Annotated in this window: 14 protein-coding genes and 2 pseudogenes; 10 read left to right on the top strand and 6 right to left on the bottom strand. The window is 71.3% G+C overall.

The features are described 5' to 3' along the window. Nucleotides 1-92: 92 nt before the first annotated feature. The gene (locus ACFWBQ_RS28000; RefSeq protein WP_385501100.1) at nt 93-740 is read right to left on the bottom strand and encodes a TetR/AcrR family transcriptional regulator; all 648 of its coding nucleotides are present in this window, start codon (nt 738-740) and stop codon (nt 93-95) included. A 165-nt stretch (nt 741-905) separates the two neighbouring features. Here ACFWBQ_RS28000 and ACFWBQ_RS27995 point away from each other — a divergent pair, with 165 nt between their 5' ends. Then, nucleotides 906-1,793 (top strand): phosphatase PAP2 family protein, encoded by an 888-nt coding sequence (locus ACFWBQ_RS27995; protein WP_385501098.1) that lies wholly within the window; start codon nt 906-908, stop codon nt 1,791-1,793. Further along, nucleotides 1,790-2,836, top strand: coding sequence for a hypothetical protein (locus ACFWBQ_RS27990; protein WP_385501097.1), 1,047 nt, complete (start codon nt 1,790-1,792; stop codon nt 2,834-2,836). The genes ACFWBQ_RS27995 and ACFWBQ_RS27990 overlap by 4 nt, the downstream gene beginning before the upstream one ends. A 9-nt stretch (nt 2,837-2,845) precedes the next feature. On the opposite strand, the gene ACFWBQ_RS27985 is transcribed toward ACFWBQ_RS27990, so the two are convergent. Both ACFWBQ_RS27985 and ACFWBQ_RS27980 read right to left on the bottom strand, forming a co-directional pair. Then, complete coding sequence (locus tag ACFWBQ_RS27985; protein ID WP_385501096.1) at nt 2,846-3,403, bottom strand: PadR family transcriptional regulator; 558 nt, start codon at nt 3,401-3,403, stop codon at nt 2,846-2,848. 34 nt (nt 3,404-3,437) lie between these two features. Then, nucleotides 3,438-5,453 (bottom strand): FAD-dependent oxidoreductase, encoded by a 2,016-nt coding sequence (locus ACFWBQ_RS27980; RefSeq protein WP_385501093.1) that lies wholly within the window; start codon nt 5,451-5,453, stop codon nt 3,438-3,440. 230 nt (nt 5,454-5,683) lie between these two features. Here ACFWBQ_RS27980 and ACFWBQ_RS27975 point away from each other — a divergent pair, with 230 nt between their 5' ends. Further along, nucleotides 5,684-6,211 (top strand): DoxX family protein, encoded by a 528-nt coding sequence (locus ACFWBQ_RS27975; protein WP_385501092.1) that lies wholly within the window; start codon nt 5,684-5,686, stop codon nt 6,209-6,211. A 57-nt stretch (nt 6,212-6,268) separates the two neighbouring features. Next, on the top strand, nt 6,269-7,111 hold the full coding sequence (locus tag ACFWBQ_RS27970) for a DUF1206 domain-containing protein (RefSeq protein WP_385501091.1): 843 nt from the start codon (nt 6,269-6,271) through the stop codon (nt 7,109-7,111). A gap of 6 nt (nt 7,112-7,117) precedes the next feature. Here ACFWBQ_RS27970 and ACFWBQ_RS27965 read toward each other — a convergent pair whose 3' ends face one another. Together ACFWBQ_RS27965 and ACFWBQ_RS27960 are read right to left on the bottom strand one after the other, a co-directional pair. Next, nucleotides 7,118-8,497 (bottom strand): cryptochrome/photolyase family protein, encoded by a 1,380-nt coding sequence (locus tag ACFWBQ_RS27965; RefSeq protein WP_385501085.1) that lies wholly within the window; start codon nt 8,495-8,497, stop codon nt 7,118-7,120. Then, a complete protein-coding gene (locus ACFWBQ_RS27960; protein ID WP_385501084.1) occupies nt 8,494-10,002 on the bottom strand; it encodes an SDR family oxidoreductase in 1,509 nt (502 codons plus the stop codon). The genes ACFWBQ_RS27965 and ACFWBQ_RS27960 overlap by 4 nt, the downstream gene beginning before the upstream one ends. Before the next feature lie 368 nt (nt 10,003-10,370). Between ACFWBQ_RS27960 and ACFWBQ_RS27955 the strand changes: the two genes are divergently transcribed. The 6 genes and pseudogenes from ACFWBQ_RS27955 to aroQ all read left to right on the top strand — a co-directional run. Continuing rightward, a complete protein-coding gene (locus ACFWBQ_RS27955; protein WP_385501081.1) occupies nt 10,371-10,865 on the top strand; it encodes a MarR family winged helix-turn-helix transcriptional regulator in 495 nt (164 codons plus the stop codon). Nucleotides 10,866-10,990: 125 nt separating this feature from the next. Next, nucleotides 10,991-13,101: pseudogene (locus tag ACFWBQ_RS27950) on the top strand (MMPL family transporter). A gap of 103 nt (nt 13,102-13,204) precedes the next feature. After that, nucleotides 13,205-13,873: a TetR/AcrR family transcriptional regulator gene (locus tag ACFWBQ_RS27945; protein ID WP_385501079.1), complete on the top strand. Its 669-nt coding sequence runs from the start codon at nt 13,205-13,207 to the stop codon at nt 13,871-13,873. Then, on the top strand, nt 13,870-14,646 hold the full coding sequence (locus tag ACFWBQ_RS27940; RefSeq protein ID WP_385501076.1) for an SDR family NAD(P)-dependent oxidoreductase: 777 nt from the start codon (nt 13,870-13,872) through the stop codon (nt 14,644-14,646). The genes ACFWBQ_RS27945 and ACFWBQ_RS27940 overlap by 4 nt, the downstream gene beginning before the upstream one ends. 63 nt (nt 14,647-14,709) lie before the next feature. After that, entirely contained in the window at nt 14,710-15,750 is a 1,041-nt protein-coding gene (locus ACFWBQ_RS27935; RefSeq protein WP_385501074.1) for an NAD(P)-dependent alcohol dehydrogenase, read from the top strand. A 114-nt stretch (nt 15,751-15,864) separates the two neighbouring features. Then, nucleotides 15,865-16,449, top strand: a pseudogene (gene aroQ / locus ACFWBQ_RS27930) (gamma subclass chorismate mutase AroQ); the annotation flags it as partial. A gap of 74 nt (nt 16,450-16,523) precedes the next feature. On the opposite strand, the gene ACFWBQ_RS27925 reads toward aroQ, so the two are convergent. Continuing rightward, nucleotides 16,524-17,843, bottom strand: coding sequence for a geranylgeranyl reductase family protein (locus ACFWBQ_RS27925; protein ID WP_385501072.1), 1,320 nt, complete (start codon nt 17,841-17,843; stop codon nt 16,524-16,526). Nucleotides 17,844-17,853: the final 10 nt, after the last annotated feature.

Genomic DNA, 17,853 nt, shown 5'->3' with positions numbered 1-17,853 from the left:
GCCGCCGGCCGGCCGGTTTGCGCGCCACCCCCGTCCCCACGGTGCGGCGCGGGCGGACCGTCGTCATCCGCTCGGACGACGGCCCACGTTCATCAGGGCCCGGGCGGGGCCGTCGGGATCCTGAGCGCCGGAAGGACGGCGCACTCGATGAAGCGGGTGACGAACGCGTCGTCCGCGTACCGCCCTTCCAGTAGCGGCCGGGCGCGCATGATGCCCAGGATCTGTGCGGCGACGTACTCCGCGGCGGGGTTGTCCGCCTCGATCTCGCCGCGGTCGACGGCGCGCCGGACCATGTCGTCGATCGCGGCGATCGACGGTGCGATCAGTGCCTCACGCAGGGCGCGCAGCAGGTCGGGGCTCTGGAGTGCGGCGTGGCCGAGTGCGTGCACGAGGGTGGAGTCGCGGTCGGACGCCGTGCAGACGGCCCGGGCGGCCGCGTGCAGGTCTCCGCTCAGGGTGCCGGTGTCGATGTGTGCGAGCACCGGCTTGCGGGTGCTGTGCAGTGCGGCGACGACGAGCTCCGGCTTGGATCCCCACTGCCGGTACAGGGTCGACTTGCCGCACCGGGTGCGCGAGGCGACGCCCTCCATGGTCAGCGATTCGTAGCCGCTCTCCCGGAGCAGGTCCAGCACGGCCGTGTAGAGCTCGTGCGCCCGCTCCGGTGTGATCTTCGACCGGCGCGACGTGGGTGCCTGCTCCTGTGTGGAACCGGCCGACTGTGTGGAACCGGGCGACGACATGCGCTTTTCCCTCTCTGCGACTCTGCGACGAGGACCCTCTGCACTCCAGTGTATCGATACGCCAGTGTACCGATACGTTTGCGTATCGGTACACTGGCGTATCGATACGGCATGGACTCGACCATGCCGCCGTAACAGCGCTTCGTCAGCAAAGGGGCACGGGTGATGCACACCCGCAGCGAGCCTGCGGACCGGGAGCCGGACACCTCTGCCCGACCGCCCCTCGTCCGCGAGCTTCTTCTGGTCGCGGGACTCTTCCTCGTCTACAAACTCGGCCGGCAGGCCGCGAACGGACACGTCGAGGAGGCCTACCGCAACGCCGGGGACGTCTGGGACCTCGAGCGGGCGCTGCACCTCCCCGGTGAAGGGGTCGTGCAGGGCGTGCTGCTCCACAGCCAGACGCTCGTGCAGGCGGCGAACACCTACTACGTGACCGTGCACTTCCCGGTCACCCTGCTGTTCCTGGTCTGGCTGTACTGGCGGCGGCCGAGCCACTACGTGTGGTCGCGCCGCATACTCGCCGTGCTCACCGGCGCCGCGCTCGCGCTGCATCTGCTCTTCCCGCTCGCACCGCCGCGGATGCTGGACGCGGCAGCTCTCGTCGACACCGGACAGGTGTACGGCCCGACGGTGTACGGAGCCACGCCCGCGACCGACTCGATGGCCAACCAGTTCGCCGCGATGCCCTCCCTGCACTTCGGCTGGGCACTGACGGTGGCCGTCGGGCTGATCGTCGCCACCCGTTCCCGGTGGCGCCTGCTGTGGCTGCTCCACCCGCTCGTCACCCTGCTCGTCATCGTGGGCACGGCCAACCACTACTGGCTCGACGCGATCGTGGTCTCCGCGCTGCTGGCCGTGGTCTTCGCCGCGATCCGGCTGCCGCGCCCCGCGCCCGTCCGTGCGCACCTGCCGTGGCAGTCCGCAGCGATCCCGGCCGCCGGCGGTGCGGTGGCGCCCATGTCGGGGCCGTACCTGCCGTCGCCCTCGCCCCTCCCGAGCCCCGCGTACGCATCCGTATCCGGGCCGTACGCACGATCCGGAGCACCGCGATGAACGCCACGCTCGTCGCCGTCGCGCTGTCACTCGTCTCAGCAGCCGCCTACGCCGCAGCCGCTGTGGCTCAGGCACGCCTCGCCGGCCGTTCCGAACCGTCCGCCGGAGTGCTGCGCCTGATGGGCCGCGGTGCCTGGTGGTCGGCGGTCGGGCTGAATGCCGGAGGGGCGCTGCTGCATGTCGCCGCCCTCAAGTACGGGCCTCTCACCCTGGTCCAGCCACTGGGCGCACTCACTCTCGTCGCGGCCGTCCCGCTCGGAGCCCGTGCCGCGGGGCGCAGGGTCAGCCGTACGGAGTGGCGCGGCACGCTCCTCACCCTGCTCGGTCTCGGGGCCCTGCTGATGGCCTCGGGCGGCGCCGCCCCGCACGACACGCTCAGCCTGCCCGAGGCCCTCGGTGTCGGCGCCGTGGCCATGGCGCTGGTCGCAGGTCTCAGCCGCCCGGGCGCCCGCCCGGGCCTCCGGCACGCGGCGGCATCCGGCATCACTTCGGGCGTGGCCTCCGCGCTCACCCAGACCCTCACGGTCGCTGCCACCGACCACACCGGTCCGCTGCTCAGCTGGCGACTGGTGACCGTGGCGCTGCTCGTGTCCGCCTTCGCCATGGGCGGCCTGCTGCTGTCCCAGACCGCGTACCGGGGCGGCCTCGGCGCCCCGCTCGCCGTGGTCACCCTGGCCAACCCGGTCGCCGCCGCCGCGATCGGTCTGGCCCTCCTGGGTGAACGGCTGCAGGGCGGGGTGGTCGGCCTGATCCCGGCGTTCCTCGGTGCGGCGGCCGCTGTACGGGGCGTGATTCTGCTCAGCAGCGCCCAGGTGCACACCGCGCCCGGCCCGGCCGGTGCGGACGCGCCGTCGCGGGTCGTCATCAGCAGCCCGCCGATCGCGAGACCGGTCAACGCGAGCCCGGTCAACAGCGGCCCGGGCATGGGGAGCCCGGGCATCAGCGGTCCCGGCAGGAGCAGTCCGGGCATCGGGAGCCCGCGGTCCGCCGACCCGCTCGGGCTGCGGCCCGAACCGGTCAGGACACCGGTCTGCGGCCCTTAGGGCGCGGCTTCACGTCCCTGGGTCCTCATCGGCCCGGAGCCCGTCCAGGTCGCCGATGGCCCTGGTCAGCCAGCCGGTCCAGAAGGTCTCCAGATCGATACCCCCGCGCAGCACCAGATGCCGCAAGGTGTCCTCGTCCGCGGTCCGCTCCGGCGGGAAGTCCCGTTCCTCGATCTCCAGGTACTCCTGCAGCTGCTGCTGGTGCAGCGCGAGATGACGGCGCAGCTCGCCGACCAGACCCGGAGCCCCGACCACCGCCGCCGCCCGCATCCTCAGCAGCAGCGGATCACGGACCGGCCGCGGGTCCTCGGCCTCCGCCACCCAGGCCGTCAGTTCGTCGCGGCCCGCGGGCAGGACCTCGTACTCCTTCTTCTGCCCACGGGCCGGCTGCGGCGACGGCAGAACCCGGATGTGCCCGGCCTGCTCCAGTTTCCCCAGCTCGCGATAGATCTGCTGATGCGTCGACGGCCAGAAGTACCCGATCGACCGGTCGAACCTGCGGGTCAGCTCCAGCCCCGACGAAGGCTTCTCAAGCAGGGCGGTGAGGATCGCGTGCGGGAGTGACATGGAGTGCATCCTAAGGAGGGCGGGAGTGCGGCCGTCACAGCGCTGCGGCGAGCTCCGTGCCCTGGCGGATCGCGCGCTTGGCGTCCAGTTCGGCGGCCACATCGGCGCCGCCGATCAGATGCACCGGACGGCCTGCGGCGCGCAGCTCCTCGTACAGCTCACGACGCGGTTCCTGGCCCGCGCACAGGACCACGGTGTCGACCGGCAGCAGGTGCTGCTCGCCGTCGACGGTGAGGTGCAGACCCTCGTCGTCGATGAGGTCGTACGAAGCGCCCGCGATCATCGTGACGCCGCGGTGACGCAGTTCGGTGCGGTGGATCCAGCCGGTCGTCTTGCCGAGCCCGGCCCCGACCTTGCTCGCCTTGCGCTGGATCAGATGCACCGTGCGCGGCGACTTCGGACGCTCGGGGGTGCGCAGCCCGCCGCGGTCCGCGTAGTCGGTGTCCACGCCCCACTGCCGGAAGAACACCGCCGGGTCCAGGCTTGCCTCGTCGCCGCCGTCCGTGAGGAATTCGGCGACGTCGAAGCCGATGCCGCCCGCCCCGACGACCGCGACCCGGTCGCCGACCGGCGCACCGTCGCGCAGGACGTCCAGGTAGCTGACGACGCTGGGGTGCTCGACGCCGGGGATCGCGGGGGAGCGGGGCTCGACCCCGGTCGCCAGGACGATCTCGTCGAAGCCGTCGAGTTCGGCGGAGGTGGCACGCGTGGCGAGCCGGAGCTCGACGCCCTCCTCGGCCAGCCGGGTACGGAAGTAGCGCAGTGTCTCGTTGAACTCCTCCTTGCCGGGGACCCGGCGCGCCACGTTGAGCTGGCCCCCGATCTCCTCGGCCGCGTCGAACAGCGTCACCGCGTGCCCGCGCTCGGCCGCCGTGACCGCACACGCCAGACCGGCAGGACCGGCGCCGACCACGGCGACGCGCTTACGGGTACGGGTCGGTGAGAGCACCAGCTCGGTCTCGTGGCACGCGCGCGGATTCACCAGGCAGGAGGTGATCTGGAGGCTGAAGATGTGGTCCAGGCAGGCCTGGTTGCAGCCGATGCAGGTGTTGATCGCGTCGGCACGCCCCTCGGCCGCCTTGGCGACGAAGTCCGGGTCGGCGAGGAACGGCCTCGCCATCGACACCATGTCCGCGCGGCCCGAGGCGAGGATCTCCTCGGCCAGCTCGGGGGTGTTGATGCGGTTGCTGGTCACCAGTGGTACGGAGACGGCGCCGCGCACCTTCTCGGTCACCCAGGTGAAGGCGCCGCGCGGCACGGACGTCGCGATGGTGGGGATGCGTGCCTCGTGCCAGCCGATGCCGGTGTTGATGATCGTCGCGCCGGCCGCCTCGATCTCGCGGGCGAGCTGGACGACTTCCTCCAGCGTGGAGCCGCCGGGCACCAGGTCCAGCATGGAGAGCCGGTAGATCAGGATGAAGTCGCTGCCGACCCGCTCGCGCACCCGGCGCACGATCTCGACGGGGAACCGGATGCGGTTCTCGTAACTGCCGCCCCAGCGGTCTTCGCGGTGATTGGTGGCGGCCACGATGAACTCGTTGATCAGATAGCCCTCGGAGCCCATGATCTCGACGCCGTCGTAGCCCGCGCGCTGTGCCAGTTCCGCGGCCCGGACGAAGTCCTCGATGGTCTCCTCGACCTCGTCGTCCGTGAGCGCGTGCGGGGTGAACCCGCTGATCGGCGCCTTGAGAGCGCTCGGCGCGACCAGGTCCGGGTGGTGTGCGTAGCGCCCGAAGTGCAGGATCTGCATCGCGATCCGGCCGCCGGCCTCGTGCACCGCCGAAGTGACCTCCGCGTGCTGTGCCGCCTCCGCCTCGGTGGTCATCTTTGCGCCACCGGGGAAGGAGCAGGCGCGGGCGCTGGGTGCGATGCCACCGGTGACCATGAGGCCCACTCCGCCACGGGCGCGGGCCGCGTAGAAGGCCGCCATCCGCTCGAAACCGCGCTCGACCTCCTCCAGGCCGATGTGCATCGATCCCATCAGCACCCGGTTGGGCAGGGTGGTGAATCCGAGGTCGAGCGGGCTCAGCAGGGTGGGGTACGGGCTCATCCGGGTCTCCTCGCGCGGGGTCGTCCTGCCAGTTGTAGACGAGGGGTAGGTCATTGTGCAACTAGTTGCACAATGACGTACGTCGCACTTCGGAGAATCCGGGGACGCAGTCGCCGCACGGGCGGCTCCCGAACGGCCCAGCACCGCCGCACCCCGCCGTCCGGGCCCGGCGACAGTGGATCCGTACGGTTTCGCACCTCCGCTCGTTCCGCGTCGACAGGAGACCCCCCATGACCTGCATCAACCGACGTGACCTCGGTCTTCTTGTCCTCAGGGTCGGCACGGGAGCCGTGCTGGCCGCCCACGGCAGTCAGAAGCTGGCCGGCTGGTTCGGGGGTGGCGGTATCGAGGGCACCACCGCGGGGATGGAGGCCATGGGCTTCCACCCGCCGAAGTACAGCGCCCTGGCCGCAGGCATCGGCGAGGCCGGCGGCGGGGTACTGCTGGCCCTCGGCCTGGCCACCCCGGCGGCCGGAGCCGCCGCGGCCGGCACGATGGCCGGTGCGGTGGCCGTCCACGCGCCCGCGGGCTTCTTCGCGATGGGCGGCGGCTACGAGTACCCGGCGTTCCTCGGCTTCACCGCCGCCGCGATCGGCCTGACGGGTGCCGGTCGCTACTCCCTGGACCACGCCACTCACCACGTGCTCGACCGGCCCTGGACGCTCGCCCTCGCCTTCACCGGCAGCGCCCTGGCCGCGGCCGCCGTCGTGGGCCGGCGCGCCAAGGGGCAGGTGGCGGCGGCCGAGGACGACGCGTAGAGGTATGTCCGTAGCGCCGCAGGCATTGATCGCCGTTTGGGGGGCACCCGGCGATGCATGAATACGAACGCGTTGTCGACAGGTGGACGTGATGCGGCCAGAAGAGCCGCGAACAGCAAGGCCGTGGCCGCAGGCGCCCGGGCGGGGTTCGTTGCGCGCGGGGTGATCTACCTCCTGGTCGGACTGCTCGCGCTGCGCATCGCGTTCTCCGACAGCGGCGGTCAGCAGGCCGACCGCGGCGGGGCCATCGCAGAGATAGCCGAGAAGCCCTTCGGGAGCGTCCTGCTATGGGTGCTCGGCCTGGCACTGGCCGGGATGGCCCTCTGGCGCCTGTCCGAGGCACTCTTCGGGCTGGCGGGCCCCGACGGCGACAAGCCGGGCAAGCGGGCCATGGCCGCCGGCCGCTTCCTCTTCTACGGCTTCGTGTCGTACTCCGTGCTCTCCTACGCCGCCGGTGACCAGGGCAGCGGCAGCGGATCGACCGACCGGCAGACCGACGACGTCACGGCGAGGGCCCTGGAATGGACGGGCGGCCAGTGGATCGTCGGGATCGCGGGCGCCGCCGTCGTCGGCGCGGGGCTCTGGATCGCCTTCCGGGCCCTCACCCACAAGTACCGCAAGCACCTGAAGATGTCCGAGATGACGAAGAAGGTCCGTCAGGCCGTCGACTTCTGTGGCATGTTCGGCGGCGTCGTCCGCGGCATCGTCTTCGCGACGGCGGGCGGGTTCGCGGTCGCCGCTGCCGTCCGGCACGAACCGGGCCGGGCCAAGGGCATGGACGACACCCTGCGTTCCTTCACCGAAACCCCGGCGGGTCCCTGGCTGCTCGCACTGATCGCGCTCGGCCTGGCTGCCTTCGGTGTCTTCTCCTGGGCCAACGCCCGCTGGCGCAAGGTCTGAAAGACCTCAGTCGAGTCCGCGGGCATGCCTGAACCGGGCCAGCCCCTCGGCCAGACCGACCAGCGGCTCCGGGTAGTCGTACCGGGCGCGCTCCGCAGCCCGCAGCTTCCACGGTTCGTGGACGGCACCGCCGTCGATCCCTGCCAGCTCGGGCACCCAGCGGCGCACGTACGTGCCGTCCGGGTCGTACCGCTTGGCCTGCAGCACGGGGTTCAGCACCCGGTTGGGCCGGCTGTCCGTGCCCGTACCCGCCATCCACTGCCAGTTGAGCTGGTTGTTGGCGAGGTCCCCGTCCACCAACAGGTCCAGGAAGTGGCGCGCACCGATCCGCCAGTCCACATACAGCGTCTTGGTGAGGAAACTCGCCGTCACCAGGCGCCCACGGTTGTGCATCCAGCCCTCATGGCGCAGCTGCCGCATCGCGGCGTCGACCAGCGGATAGCCGGTGCGGCCCTCCTGCCAGGCGGCGATCTCGTCCGCAGCCGACCGCTCGGTGCGCCAACGGTCCTGCTGCGGGCGGTAGTCGGAGCGGGCCGCCGACGGACGCGCGGCCAGGACCTGGTGATGGAAGTCCCGCCAGCACAGTTGCCGTACGAAAGCATCCGCACCCGGACCGCCCGCCGCGCGGGCCCGGTGGATCAGCTCGGCGGGCGAGAGCGTGCCGAAGTGCAGGTGCGGGGAGAGCTGCGAGGTGGCGTTGCCCGCGAGATCGTCGTGGCGCGCCTCGTACCGTCCGAGACCGTGACGGCGCCACAGGGCGAAACGCCTGCGGCCCTCGTTCTCCCCGCCCTCGGCCAGACCCGCCGAGACCCCCGGGAGACCCGCACGTGGGGGCGGAGGGGCGGACGCGGGGCCCTCCGGTACACGAACGGCGCGCGGTGCCCCGAACGGGGCACGCAGCTGCGCCCCGGACCAGCGGCGGAAGTACGGCGTGAAGACCGCGAAGTGGTCCTTGCCCCCACCGCTGGGAACCACGGCCCCGGGCGCGACCGCCGTGATCACCGCGTCATGGACGTGCAGTCGGCAGCCCTGGGATTCGAGGGCCCTGTGAAGCAGTTCCTCACGACGCTGCGCGTATCCGCTGACGCCCGCCGCGATGTGAACGTCGCGCGCACCCGTCTCGGTGACGATCCGGCAGACCTCCTCGGCCGGCTCCCCCGAACGGATCACCAGACGTCCGCCGCGGACGCGGAGCCCCTCGTCCAGATCCCGCAGACAGTCGGCGAGGAACGCACGCCGGTTGGGGACGCCGAACCCGGCTTCCTCGATGCCGTCGTCCAGCACGAACAGCGGAAGCACCTCGTCGGCCGACGCAAGGGCCGCGTGCAGGGGCGGATGGTCGTGGAGCCGCAGGTCGGATGTGAACAGGACCACCGATACGGTCACCGTGGTCCGCCTTCCGTGGTCCGGCCCGCCGCCCGCGCGATATTGCGCGCCATCCCGCCGAAGACGATCGCGTGGAACGGCGACACACTCCACCAGTACGCGTGCCCCAGCAGTCCGGACGGGTGGAAGACGGCCCGCTGCCGGTAGTGGGCCCGGCCGGCCTCGCCCTTCTCCGCGTACATCTCCAGCCAGGCCAGCCCGGGCAGCCGCATCTCGGCGCGCAGCCGGAGCAGGCGGCCGGGCTCGATCTCCTCCACCCGCCAGAAGTCCAGCGAGTCCCCGACACGGAGCCTCTCGGCGTCCCGCCGTCCCCGGCGCAGCCCCACACCGCCCGTCATCCGGTCCAGCCAGCCCCTGATCGCCCAGGCCAACGGGAACGAGTACCAGCCGTTGTCACCGCCGATTCCCTCGACGACTCGCCACAGTGCCTCGGGCGAGGCGTCCACATCGCGCTCGCGGACATCCGTGTACAGGCTGCCGCCCGCCCACTCGGGGTCGGTGGGCAGCGGATCGCTGGGGATGCCCGGGGTGGATGCCGAGGACCATCGCGTCGTCACCCTGGCCTCGCGGACCCTCTGCAGGGCGAGGGTGAGCGCCGTACCGAAGGAGAAGGGCTGCCCGGGGCCGTCCGGCACATGGCGGCCGATGTCGTGTTCGTGGCACACGACCTCGTACCGCAGGGACTCCGCGAGGGGACGGGCGATGGAGGCGGGAACGGGGGTGACGAGCCCGATCCAGTGACTGGACAGCCTCGGAGTCAGCATCGGGACAGGAAGAATCAGCCGGTGGGGCAGCCCGGCCACCTCGGCGTACTTCTGCATCATCGCCCGGTACGTCATGATGTCGGGCCCGCAGATGTCGAAGGTGCGGTTCACCTCGGCGGGCATGCGTGCGCTGCCGACGAGATAGCGCAGCACGTCCCGGACCGCGATCGGCTGGATCCGCGTCGACACCCAGCTCGGTGTGACCATCACGGGCAGTCGCTCGGTGAGGTAGCGCAGCATCTCGAAGGAAGCCGAACCGGAGCCGATGATCACCGCGGCGCGCAGCGCGGTCGTCGGTACACCGGAATCGAGCAGGATGCGGCCGACCTCGGCGCGCGAGCGGAGATGCGGCGACAGCTCCTGTTCGGGGACCTCGGCCGGGGTGAGCCCGCCCAGGTACACGATGCGCCGGATGCCCGCGGCGCGCGCCTGCTCCCCGAAGATGCGGGCGGCCTTGCGGTCCGTCTCCTCGAAGCCGGACCCGCTGCCCAGCGCATGCACCAGGTAGTAGGCGACATCGATGTCCCGCATACCGGCCGCGACAGACTCCGCGTCGGTCACATCTCCCTTGGAAACCTCCACCTTTCCTGCCCACGGGTAGTCCCGCAGCTTCTCGGGGCTGCGCGCCAGGCAGCGGACCGTGTGACCGGCTTCCAGGAGCTCGGGCACGAGGCGGCCTCCGATGTACCCCGTCGCGCCGGTCACCAGGCACCGCAGTCCGTCGTCTTCCCTGCTCTCCATGGCCTCTCCCGGCTCGGATGTACTGCTTCCAAGGTGTCCCCCTGCGGGCCGTTCCGCTTGTCGGCGGTCACCCGCAGAGAGCGGGGGCGCCATCGGGGGAGCGCCGTCCGGGCGCGGCCGGCACGCTGAGGCGGTGTGCGGTTCTTCAGGCGGACCTGACCGCTCGGGCTGCCGCCGGGAACAGCGCTGCCATTCTCCAGAACCTTCTGCACGGACGGGCCGTCCACGCCGAGCGACCCGGCACTTTCTTGAACGCGGTGCCGGCGTTCAGCCCTTCTTCCTTACGCGGGAAACGGGTTCGGTCCCCTGTCCGTACAACTGAAGAGGCAGAGAAGGGGGATGGGCCGTGAACGCCCTAGTATGGTGCGGTGGACAGTGCAGACGAGGCTCGCGACGGATCACGCACGGACGCGTCCGCGGTCTCGGAGCTCCAGGCCCTCGCGGTGCAGTTGCGCCGCATGAACGGTGAGATCAACCGACTGGTGCACGCCTTCGCGCACACGCAGGGCCTGCACGCCACAGACGTCCAGGCGCTCGCGGCGATCCTGGACGCGGATGTTCCGCTGACTCCCGGTCGGCTGCGCGATCACCTCGGTCTGACTTCCGGCGCGGTTACCGCATGCCTGGACCGCCTGGAGCGCGTCGGCCACATCCGGCGTTCGCGCGACAGCGCCGACCGGCGTGTCGTGCATCTGCACTACGAGCCCACGGCCAAGGCGGCCGCCCGCTCGTTCTTCATGCCCCTCGCCGAAGCGGCATCCGGGGCCCGCAGTGCGTCCGATCCGGAAGAGCTGGCAGCCACGCTCCGCTTTCTCGACCGCATGAACGCGGAACTCGCCCGTATGCAGGCACCCCAGCGCTGAGCCACCGGTCGTCCGGGGCACCCGCCGGACCTGCCGTCGGCAGCCGGGCCGGAGAGGCGCGCTCATATAATTCAATCATTGAGATACTCGATAATTGAAAGAGTTTCCCCCGACCCGGGAGCGCCATGTCCACCGCATCGAGGCCGGTTCGCTGGCTGATCCCCGTATTTCTCGTCGTCGTCTGGCTGGCCGTCGGTGGCTCGTTCGGCTCGTACGCCGGGAAGCTCGGTGAGGTTGCCACCAACGACCAGGCCTCGTTCCTCCCGCAGAGCGCCGAGTCCACACGGGTCGTCGGGGAGCAGAGGGCGTTCAGCAGGCAGGAGACCGTGCCGGCCATCGTGGTCTGGACATCGGAGAAGGGCGGCGCGGACCTCGGTCCGGAGCAGCGGCAGGCGGCAACAGCGGCCCTGGACTCGCTCGACGGCGGGCCGGGGGTGGCGGGCAAGGTGACCCCGGCGCTGCCGTCCGCGGACGGTCAGGCCCTGGAGGGAATCGTCCAGCTGAGCTCGGACCTCGGGGACGGGCTGCCCGACGCGCTCGCAGACATCCGGAAGGCGGCCGACCGGGTACCCGGAACCCTGGCTCAGGTTGCCGGCCCCGCTGCCAGTCAGGCAGACCTCTCCGAAGCCTTCGCCGGAATCGACGGCCTGCTGCTCGGCGTCGCCCTCGTGACCGTGCTGGTCATCCTGCTGCTGGTCTACCGAAGCGTTCTGCTGCCACTGGTCATCATCATCGGAGCCGTCTTCTCGCTCGGTGTGGCCTGCGCGATCGTGTACGTACTCGCAGATCACGACCTCGTACGGGTCGACGGCCAGGTCCAGGGGATCCTGTCGATCCTCGTCATCGGCGCCGCCACCGACTACGCCCTCCTCCTCACCGCGCGGTTCCGGGAGGAACTGGGCCGCCACCTCGACCGGTGGACCGCGATGCGTGCCGCACTGCGTGAGTCCGCCGGACCGATCGTCGCCAGCGCCGCCACCGTCGCCCTTGGGCTGCTCGCCCTCCTGCTCAGCGACCTGACCAACAACCGGGCGCTCGGGCCGGTGGGCGCCATCGGCATCGTCTGTGCCGTCCTGAGCACGCTCACCTTCCTGCCCGCGGTCCTGGTTCTGCTGGGCAGGACCGCGTACTGGCCGGCCAAGCCCAAGAAGGGCGAAGCCGAGTCGGGTTCGGCGGGAATCTGGTCGCGGATCGCCGCCCTGGTCGACCGCGCCCCGCGCAAGGTATGGGGCGCCACCCTGGTCGTCCTTCTCGCCTGCGCCGCCCTCATGCCGACGCTCGACTCGAAGGGGGTTCCTCTCGAGGAGATCTTCGTCAACGACGCGCCGTCCGTCGCCGCCCAGCAGACCCTGAGCAGGCACTTCCCCGGCGGATCGGGCAACCCCGCCGTCGTGATCGCAGGTGCCGGCCGGGCGGAGGAGGTGGCCGAGGCCACGAGCGGGTCGCCGGTGTCGCGGACGTCTCCCTGGTGACCGTCTCCGGGCACCCGGGGGTGGGCGAGACGCTCGTCGTGGACGGCAGGGTACGTATCAACGCCACACTGAAGAGTGCGGCCGACAGCGACGCCGCCAAGGAGGCTGTCACGCGCCTGCGCGACGCGGTGCACGCGGTGCCCGGCGCCGACGCGCTGGTCGGCGGCTACACCGCGCAGCAGTACGACACCCAGAAGACCGCCGAGCAGGACCGCGCTCTCATCGTGCCGGTCGTGCTCGTGATCATTCTGGTCATCCTGATCGGGCTCCTCCGCTCCCTGCTCATGCCGCTCCTCCTCGTCGCGACGGTGGCACTCAACTTCCTGGCCACCCTCGGGATCTCGTCCCTGGTTTTCCAGCACGTGTTCGGTTTCAGCGGAACCGACTCCTCCGTACCGCTGTACGGATTCGTCTTCCTGGTCGCCCTCGGGGTCGACTACAACATCTTCCTGATGTCCCGGGTCCGCGAGGAGTCCCTGATCCACGGCACACGGCAGGGTGTGCTGCGCGGACTGACGACCACCGGCGGGGTCATCACCTCGGCCGGCGTCGTCCTGGCGGCCACCTTCGCGGCCCTGGGCGTGATCCCGCTGGCGTTCCTGGTCCAGATCGCGTTCATCGTCGCCTTCGGCGTACTGCTCGACACGCTTGTCGTCCGCTCGCTCCTGGTGCCCGCCCTGGTCAGGGACATCGGACGCGTCGCGTGGTGGCCGGGCGCACTGAGCCGGGGTCCTGAGGTGGCAGCTGACCGCAGCGCGTCCTGACAACGGCGAGGGCGCCACGGGTGCGGCTTCGCCCGCGATGCCCACGGAGTGTCCCAGTGCGACAGATGTCCCATTGGGACACTTTCAGGTGTACGATGCATCTATGAATTCGGCAGGGAACGGTCCCGAGCGGCGCAGCCGCAAGGCTCGCAGGACCCGGGACGCGCTGGCGCAGGCCGCGTTCGAGCTGGTGCTCGACCGAGGGCTGCACAACGTGACGGTCGAGGAGATCGCGCAGGCGGCCGACGTCGACCGGCGCACTTTCAGCCGCCACTTCCCGAACAAGGAGGCCGCCGTCCTCGATGCGGTACGGGGCGACGGCGACAGGATCAACCGGGCGCTCCGCGCGCGGCCCGCGGACGAGCCACCGCTCACCGCCTACCGCCGAGCCGTTCTCGACTGGCTCGACGACTCCGGCGCCGAGCCCTGGCACCTCCGGCCGCGCATCTTCGACCTGCTGGTCATGGCCGAGGAGGAACCCACTCTGTACGCGGCGTTCCACCACATCCGTGTGGACGCCCAGGAGGAGTCGGTAGCGATCCTCGCGCAGCGGCTCGGCGCCGACCCGCTGCAGGACCTCCGTCCCGCCGTGGCCGTCGCCGCAGGCGCCGGTGCGCTGCTCGCAGCCCAGGCGGCATGGGTACGCGGTGGCCGGCCGGCCGCCCTGCCCGAGTTCGTCGTACACGCCTTCGACGCCCTCTCCGCGGACCTGCTGGAATCCCGGCAGGACGGATCGGCGCCGCACAGCACCACGCAAGGAAGCACATCATGAGCACCAACCTCCCCACCGCCTACGACGCGGAGTTCACCGGCAAGGTCGCCCTCGTCACCGGCGGCGCCTCCGGCATCGGCCTGGCCCTCTCCCGGCGGCTGGCCGCGGGCGGCGCGACCGTCGTCGTCGCCGACCACAACGAGGACAGCGCCCGCACGGCGGCCGCCGAGCTGGAGGCCACCGGCGCCCGCGCCGCAGCGGTCGCCCTGGACGTCACCGACCCCGCCTCCGTCGAGGCAGGCGTGCGGTTCGCCGTCGACACGTTCGGCGCCCTGCACCTCGCCGTCAACAACGCCGGTATCGGCGGCCCCGCCCGGACCACCGGCGAGTACGGCATCGACGACTGGGACAAGGTCGTCGCCACCAACCTCAGCGGCGTCTTCTACTCGATGCGCCACGAACTCCCGGCCATCCTCGCCGCGGGCGGCGGAGCCATCGTCAACATCTCGTCGATCCTCGGTACCAACGGCTTCGCGAACTCCCCGGCGTACGTCGCCGCCAAGCACGGTGTCGTCGGCCTCACCAAGACAGCCGCGCTCGAGTACGCCGCACAGAACGTCCGTATCAACGCGGTCGGCCCCGGTTTCATCGACACCCCGCTGCTCCGCAACACGGACGGCCCGGCCCGCGACCACCTGGTCTCCCTCCACCCGGCAGGCCGCCTCGGCACCTCGGAGGAGGTCGCCGAGCTCGCAGCCTTCCTGCTCTCCGACCGGGCGTCCTTCATCCACGGCAGCTACCACCTCGTCGACGGCGGCTACTCCGCTTCCTGAGCCCCGGGTGGCGTACGGGGGCCAGGGGGGTCAGAAAGGTCATACGGACCACGAAGGAGAACCATGAAGGCCGTCCAGTACCGCACCGTCGGCGCCCCGCCCGAGGTCGTCGAGATTCCCGAGCCCGTACCGGGGCCCGGGCAGATCCTGCTGAAGGTCACCGCCGCCGGAGTCTGCCACTCGGACATCGCCGTGATGAGCTGGACCGCCGACGAGCTGCCCTACGACCTGCCGCTCACGCTCGGCCACGAGGGCGTCGGCACTGTCGCGGCACTCGGTGAGGGCGCCCGGGGCGTCTCGGTCGGTGACTCCGTCGCCGTCTACGGCCCCTGGGGCTGCGGCACCTGTGTGAACTGCGCGGAGGGCAGGGAGAACTACTGCCTGCGCGCCGCGGACCTGGGCATCAACCCGCCCGGACTCGGCACCCCGGGTGCCATGGCCGAGTACATGATCGTCGACGACGCGCGCCACCTGGTGCCGATCGGCGACCTGGACCCGGCCAGGACGGTTTCGCTGACCGACGCCGGTCTCACTCCGTACCACGCGATCAAGCGCTCGCTGCCGAAGCTGCTGCCCGGTGCCACCGCCGTGGTCATCGGCACCGGGGGCCTCGGCCACGTCGCCGTCCAACTGCTCCGCGCCATGACCGCCGTCCGCGTGATCGCACTCGACGTCACCGAGGAGAAGCTCGCCCTTGCCCGCGCCGTCGGTGCCCACGAGACCGTGCTCTCCGACGAGAACGCGGCAGCCAGGGTCCGTGAGCTGACCGGCGGGATCGGTGCCCAGGTCGTGCTCGACTTCGTGGGCGCCGGGCCGACCGTGAAGACGGCCGGTGCGGTCGCGTCCATCGACAGCGACATCACCATCGTCGGCATCGGCGGCGGCGTGCTGCCCGTCGGTTTCGGAGTCCTGCCGTTCTCCACCTCGGTCACGGCACCGTACTGGGGCTCCCGCAAGGAACTCGCCGAGGTGATCGAGCTCGCCCACGCCGGCTCGGTCGACGTCCATGTCGAGACGTACTCCATCGACGAAGCCCCGCTCGCCTACGAGCGGTTGCACGCCGGCAGGATCAGCGGCCGCGCGGTCATCCTGCCCAACGGCTGACCGCCGGGGCACCGCCCCCGACCGCAGGCCGTGGGGTTGTTCGCCTCCGCGCCGAGCCCGGCCCGCCCGGCGTGTGACGTCGGGCGGGCCGGCATCGGACCGTACGATCCGCCCATGCAACCGGCCGCGTATGCAAGGTGCTTACTGTTCGTCGGGGCGATCACGGCCACCGTCTGCCTCGGCCCGGCCGCGGCCGCTCCTGCAGCCGGTGCGCGCCACGGTGGGGACGCCCACGCCCGGCTCCGCCCGCTCGCCGACCACTCGGCCCGGCGCCTCGCCACGGCCGAGCTCGTCGCCGCCGCAAAGTGGGGGACGGGCAGCCCCGTCGACGACCCCGTCCGCGAGAAGCAGGTCCTCGGCACGGCGGCGCGGCAGGCCCGCGAAGCGGGAGCCGATCCCGGTGCGACGGTACGGATCTTCCGGGATCAGATCGAGGCGAACAAGCTCGTGCAGCGCGCTCTGCACCGCAGTTGGGACGCGAACCCCTCCGGCGCACCGACAGGCCGCCCGGACCTCGCAGAGGTGCGCGAGGAGATCAACCGCGTCAACGTCGACCTGGTCCGCGCGATCGCCGGCTCCGTGGCAGCACGCGCGGCTCCTTCCTGCGGCGGCACACTGACGGCCGCCGAGGCGCACGTACAGCGTGACCGGCACCTCGACCGCATCCGCACGACGGCGCTGACGCACGCCCTGCGCTCCGTCTGCTCGCAGCCGTGCGCCGACCCCGCCCGGTCGGCCGCAACCGATCGTCGTCAGCCGCCCGGAGCACGAGGTCAGCGCCTGCGCACTTTCGGCGCCGGGACCAGACGGACGACGGTGTTGAGCACATGGTCGATCACGTCGTGCGAGGGCTTGTCCGTGAGGTTGGTGAGCAGTCTGGCCAGGGTGTTGAGCAGAAACGGCGATCCCATGACGTAGCGGTTGAGGATCGGCTGGAAGCCCGAACGGCTGAAGACGACGTCGGCGGCCGCGTTGCCGAGACGGTAGTAGCGCCCCCAGCGGTGGTTCATCTCGACCGGGTAGCCGTGCAGCACTCGCTCCCGCCCAGGGCCCGGGGGCCGGGCGAGCGCGAGCGCGGCGCTCTCGGCTGCGACTTCGCCGGCTTCCATGGCCTGGCCGATGCCCTCCCCGTTCCAGGGACTGATCATGCCTCCGGAGTCGCCGACCAGGAGGAGACCGCGGGTGTACAGGGGGTGGCGGTTGAAGCCCAGAGGCAGCGCCGCGCTGCGGACAGGGCCCTCGGCGTTCTCCTCACGCAGCCCCCAGGAGTGGGGAGTGCGGGCCAGCCATTGGTCCAGCGTGGTCCGCAGGTCCGCGGTTCCGTGCCGTCGGTGGGGCAGAGCACCGAGTCCGACATTGACGCGGCCGTCGCCCATCGGAAAGATCCAGCCGTACCCCGGCAGGTAGTGACGGCTCCCCGGGAAGCGGAGATCGGCCCACAACTCCAGGTACTCCTCCTGAGATCGTTCGGGGCTGCGGTAGTAGCGGCGGGCAGCTGTCGCGATCTGCCTGCTTCCGTCCCGCTGCAGGCCCATACCGAGGGCGAGGCGGGCGGAGGCGCCGTCGGCCGCGATGACGATCGGTGCGCGGAAGACCACCGGCTGCTCGGCCCCGGTCGTGGCGGTGACACCGGTGATGCGGCCGGCGCGGTCGGTCACGGGCTGGGTCACCTTCACCCCGTTGCGCAACCTCGCGCCGGCAGCAACGGCATGGCGGGCCAGGATGTCGTCGAAGTCATGACGGCTGCGCGAGAGTCCGAAGTCCGGGTAGCGCCCCAGGGCGGGCCAGTCGATGTGCACCCGATGGTCCCCGGCCACCCATCGCATACCGCGAGAACGCGTCCACCCCGGAGCCTTGATGTCGACGCCCATCCGGATGAGCTGGTGGACCGCTCGCGGGGTCAAGCCGTCTCCGCACACCTTCTCCCGAGGAAAGTGGGCTTTCTCCAGAAGCAGGACATCCACGCCTGCCTTGGCGAGGTGGAAGGCTGCGGACGAGCCCGCGGGCCCCGCCCCCACCACGATCACCTCGGCTTCTTCGTCCGGGCCGTGGACGGCGCGATGGTCCGACTGGTCTGGCGTCGTTTCCCGCACGCGGAACCCC

The sequence above is a fragment of the Streptomyces sp. NPDC060035 genome, from assembly GCF_042736635.1.
Lineage (GTDB): Bacteria > Actinomycetota > Actinomycetes > Streptomycetales > Streptomycetaceae > Streptomyces.
Note: the sequence above shows the minus strand (reverse complement) of the source record. Positions and strands in the feature narration are given on the sequence as shown.

What these genes read in the sequence shown, in the direction of transcription:
- ACFWBQ_RS27990 (WP_385501097.1), top strand. Translation starts at nt 1,790, where the DNA reads ATGAACGCCACGCTCGTCGCCGTCGCGCTGTCACTCGTCTCAGCAGCC.
- ACFWBQ_RS27940 (WP_385501076.1), top strand. Translation starts at nt 13,870, where the DNA reads ATGAGCACCAACCTCCCCACCGCCTACGACGCGGAGTTCACCGGCAAG.
- ACFWBQ_RS27970 (WP_385501091.1), top strand. Translation starts at nt 6,269, where the DNA reads ATGAATACGAACGCGTTGTCGACAGGTGGACGTGATGCGGCCAGAAGA.
- ACFWBQ_RS28000 (WP_385501100.1), bottom strand. Translation starts at nt 740, where the DNA reads ATGTCGTCGCCCGGTTCCACACAGTCGGCCGGTTCCACACAGGAGCAG.
- ACFWBQ_RS27980 (WP_385501093.1), bottom strand. Translation starts at nt 5,453, where the DNA reads ATGAGCCCGTACCCCACCCTGCTGAGCCCGCTCGACCTCGGATTCACC.
- ACFWBQ_RS27995 (WP_385501098.1), top strand. Translation starts at nt 906, where the DNA reads ATGCACACCCGCAGCGAGCCTGCGGACCGGGAGCCGGACACCTCTGCC.
- ACFWBQ_RS27935 (WP_385501074.1), top strand. Translation starts at nt 14,710, where the DNA reads ATGAAGGCCGTCCAGTACCGCACCGTCGGCGCCCCGCCCGAGGTCGTC.
- ACFWBQ_RS27975 (WP_385501092.1), top strand. Translation starts at nt 5,684, where the DNA reads ATGACCTGCATCAACCGACGTGACCTCGGTCTTCTTGTCCTCAGGGTC.
- ACFWBQ_RS27960 (WP_385501084.1), bottom strand. Translation starts at nt 10,002, where the DNA reads ATGGAGAGCAGGGAAGACGACGGACTGCGGTGCCTGGTGACCGGCGCG.
- ACFWBQ_RS27985 (WP_385501096.1), bottom strand. Translation starts at nt 3,403, where the DNA reads ATGTCACTCCCGCACGCGATCCTCACCGCCCTGCTTGAGAAGCCTTCG.
- ACFWBQ_RS27945 (WP_385501079.1), top strand. Translation starts at nt 13,205, where the DNA reads ATGAATTCGGCAGGGAACGGTCCCGAGCGGCGCAGCCGCAAGGCTCGC.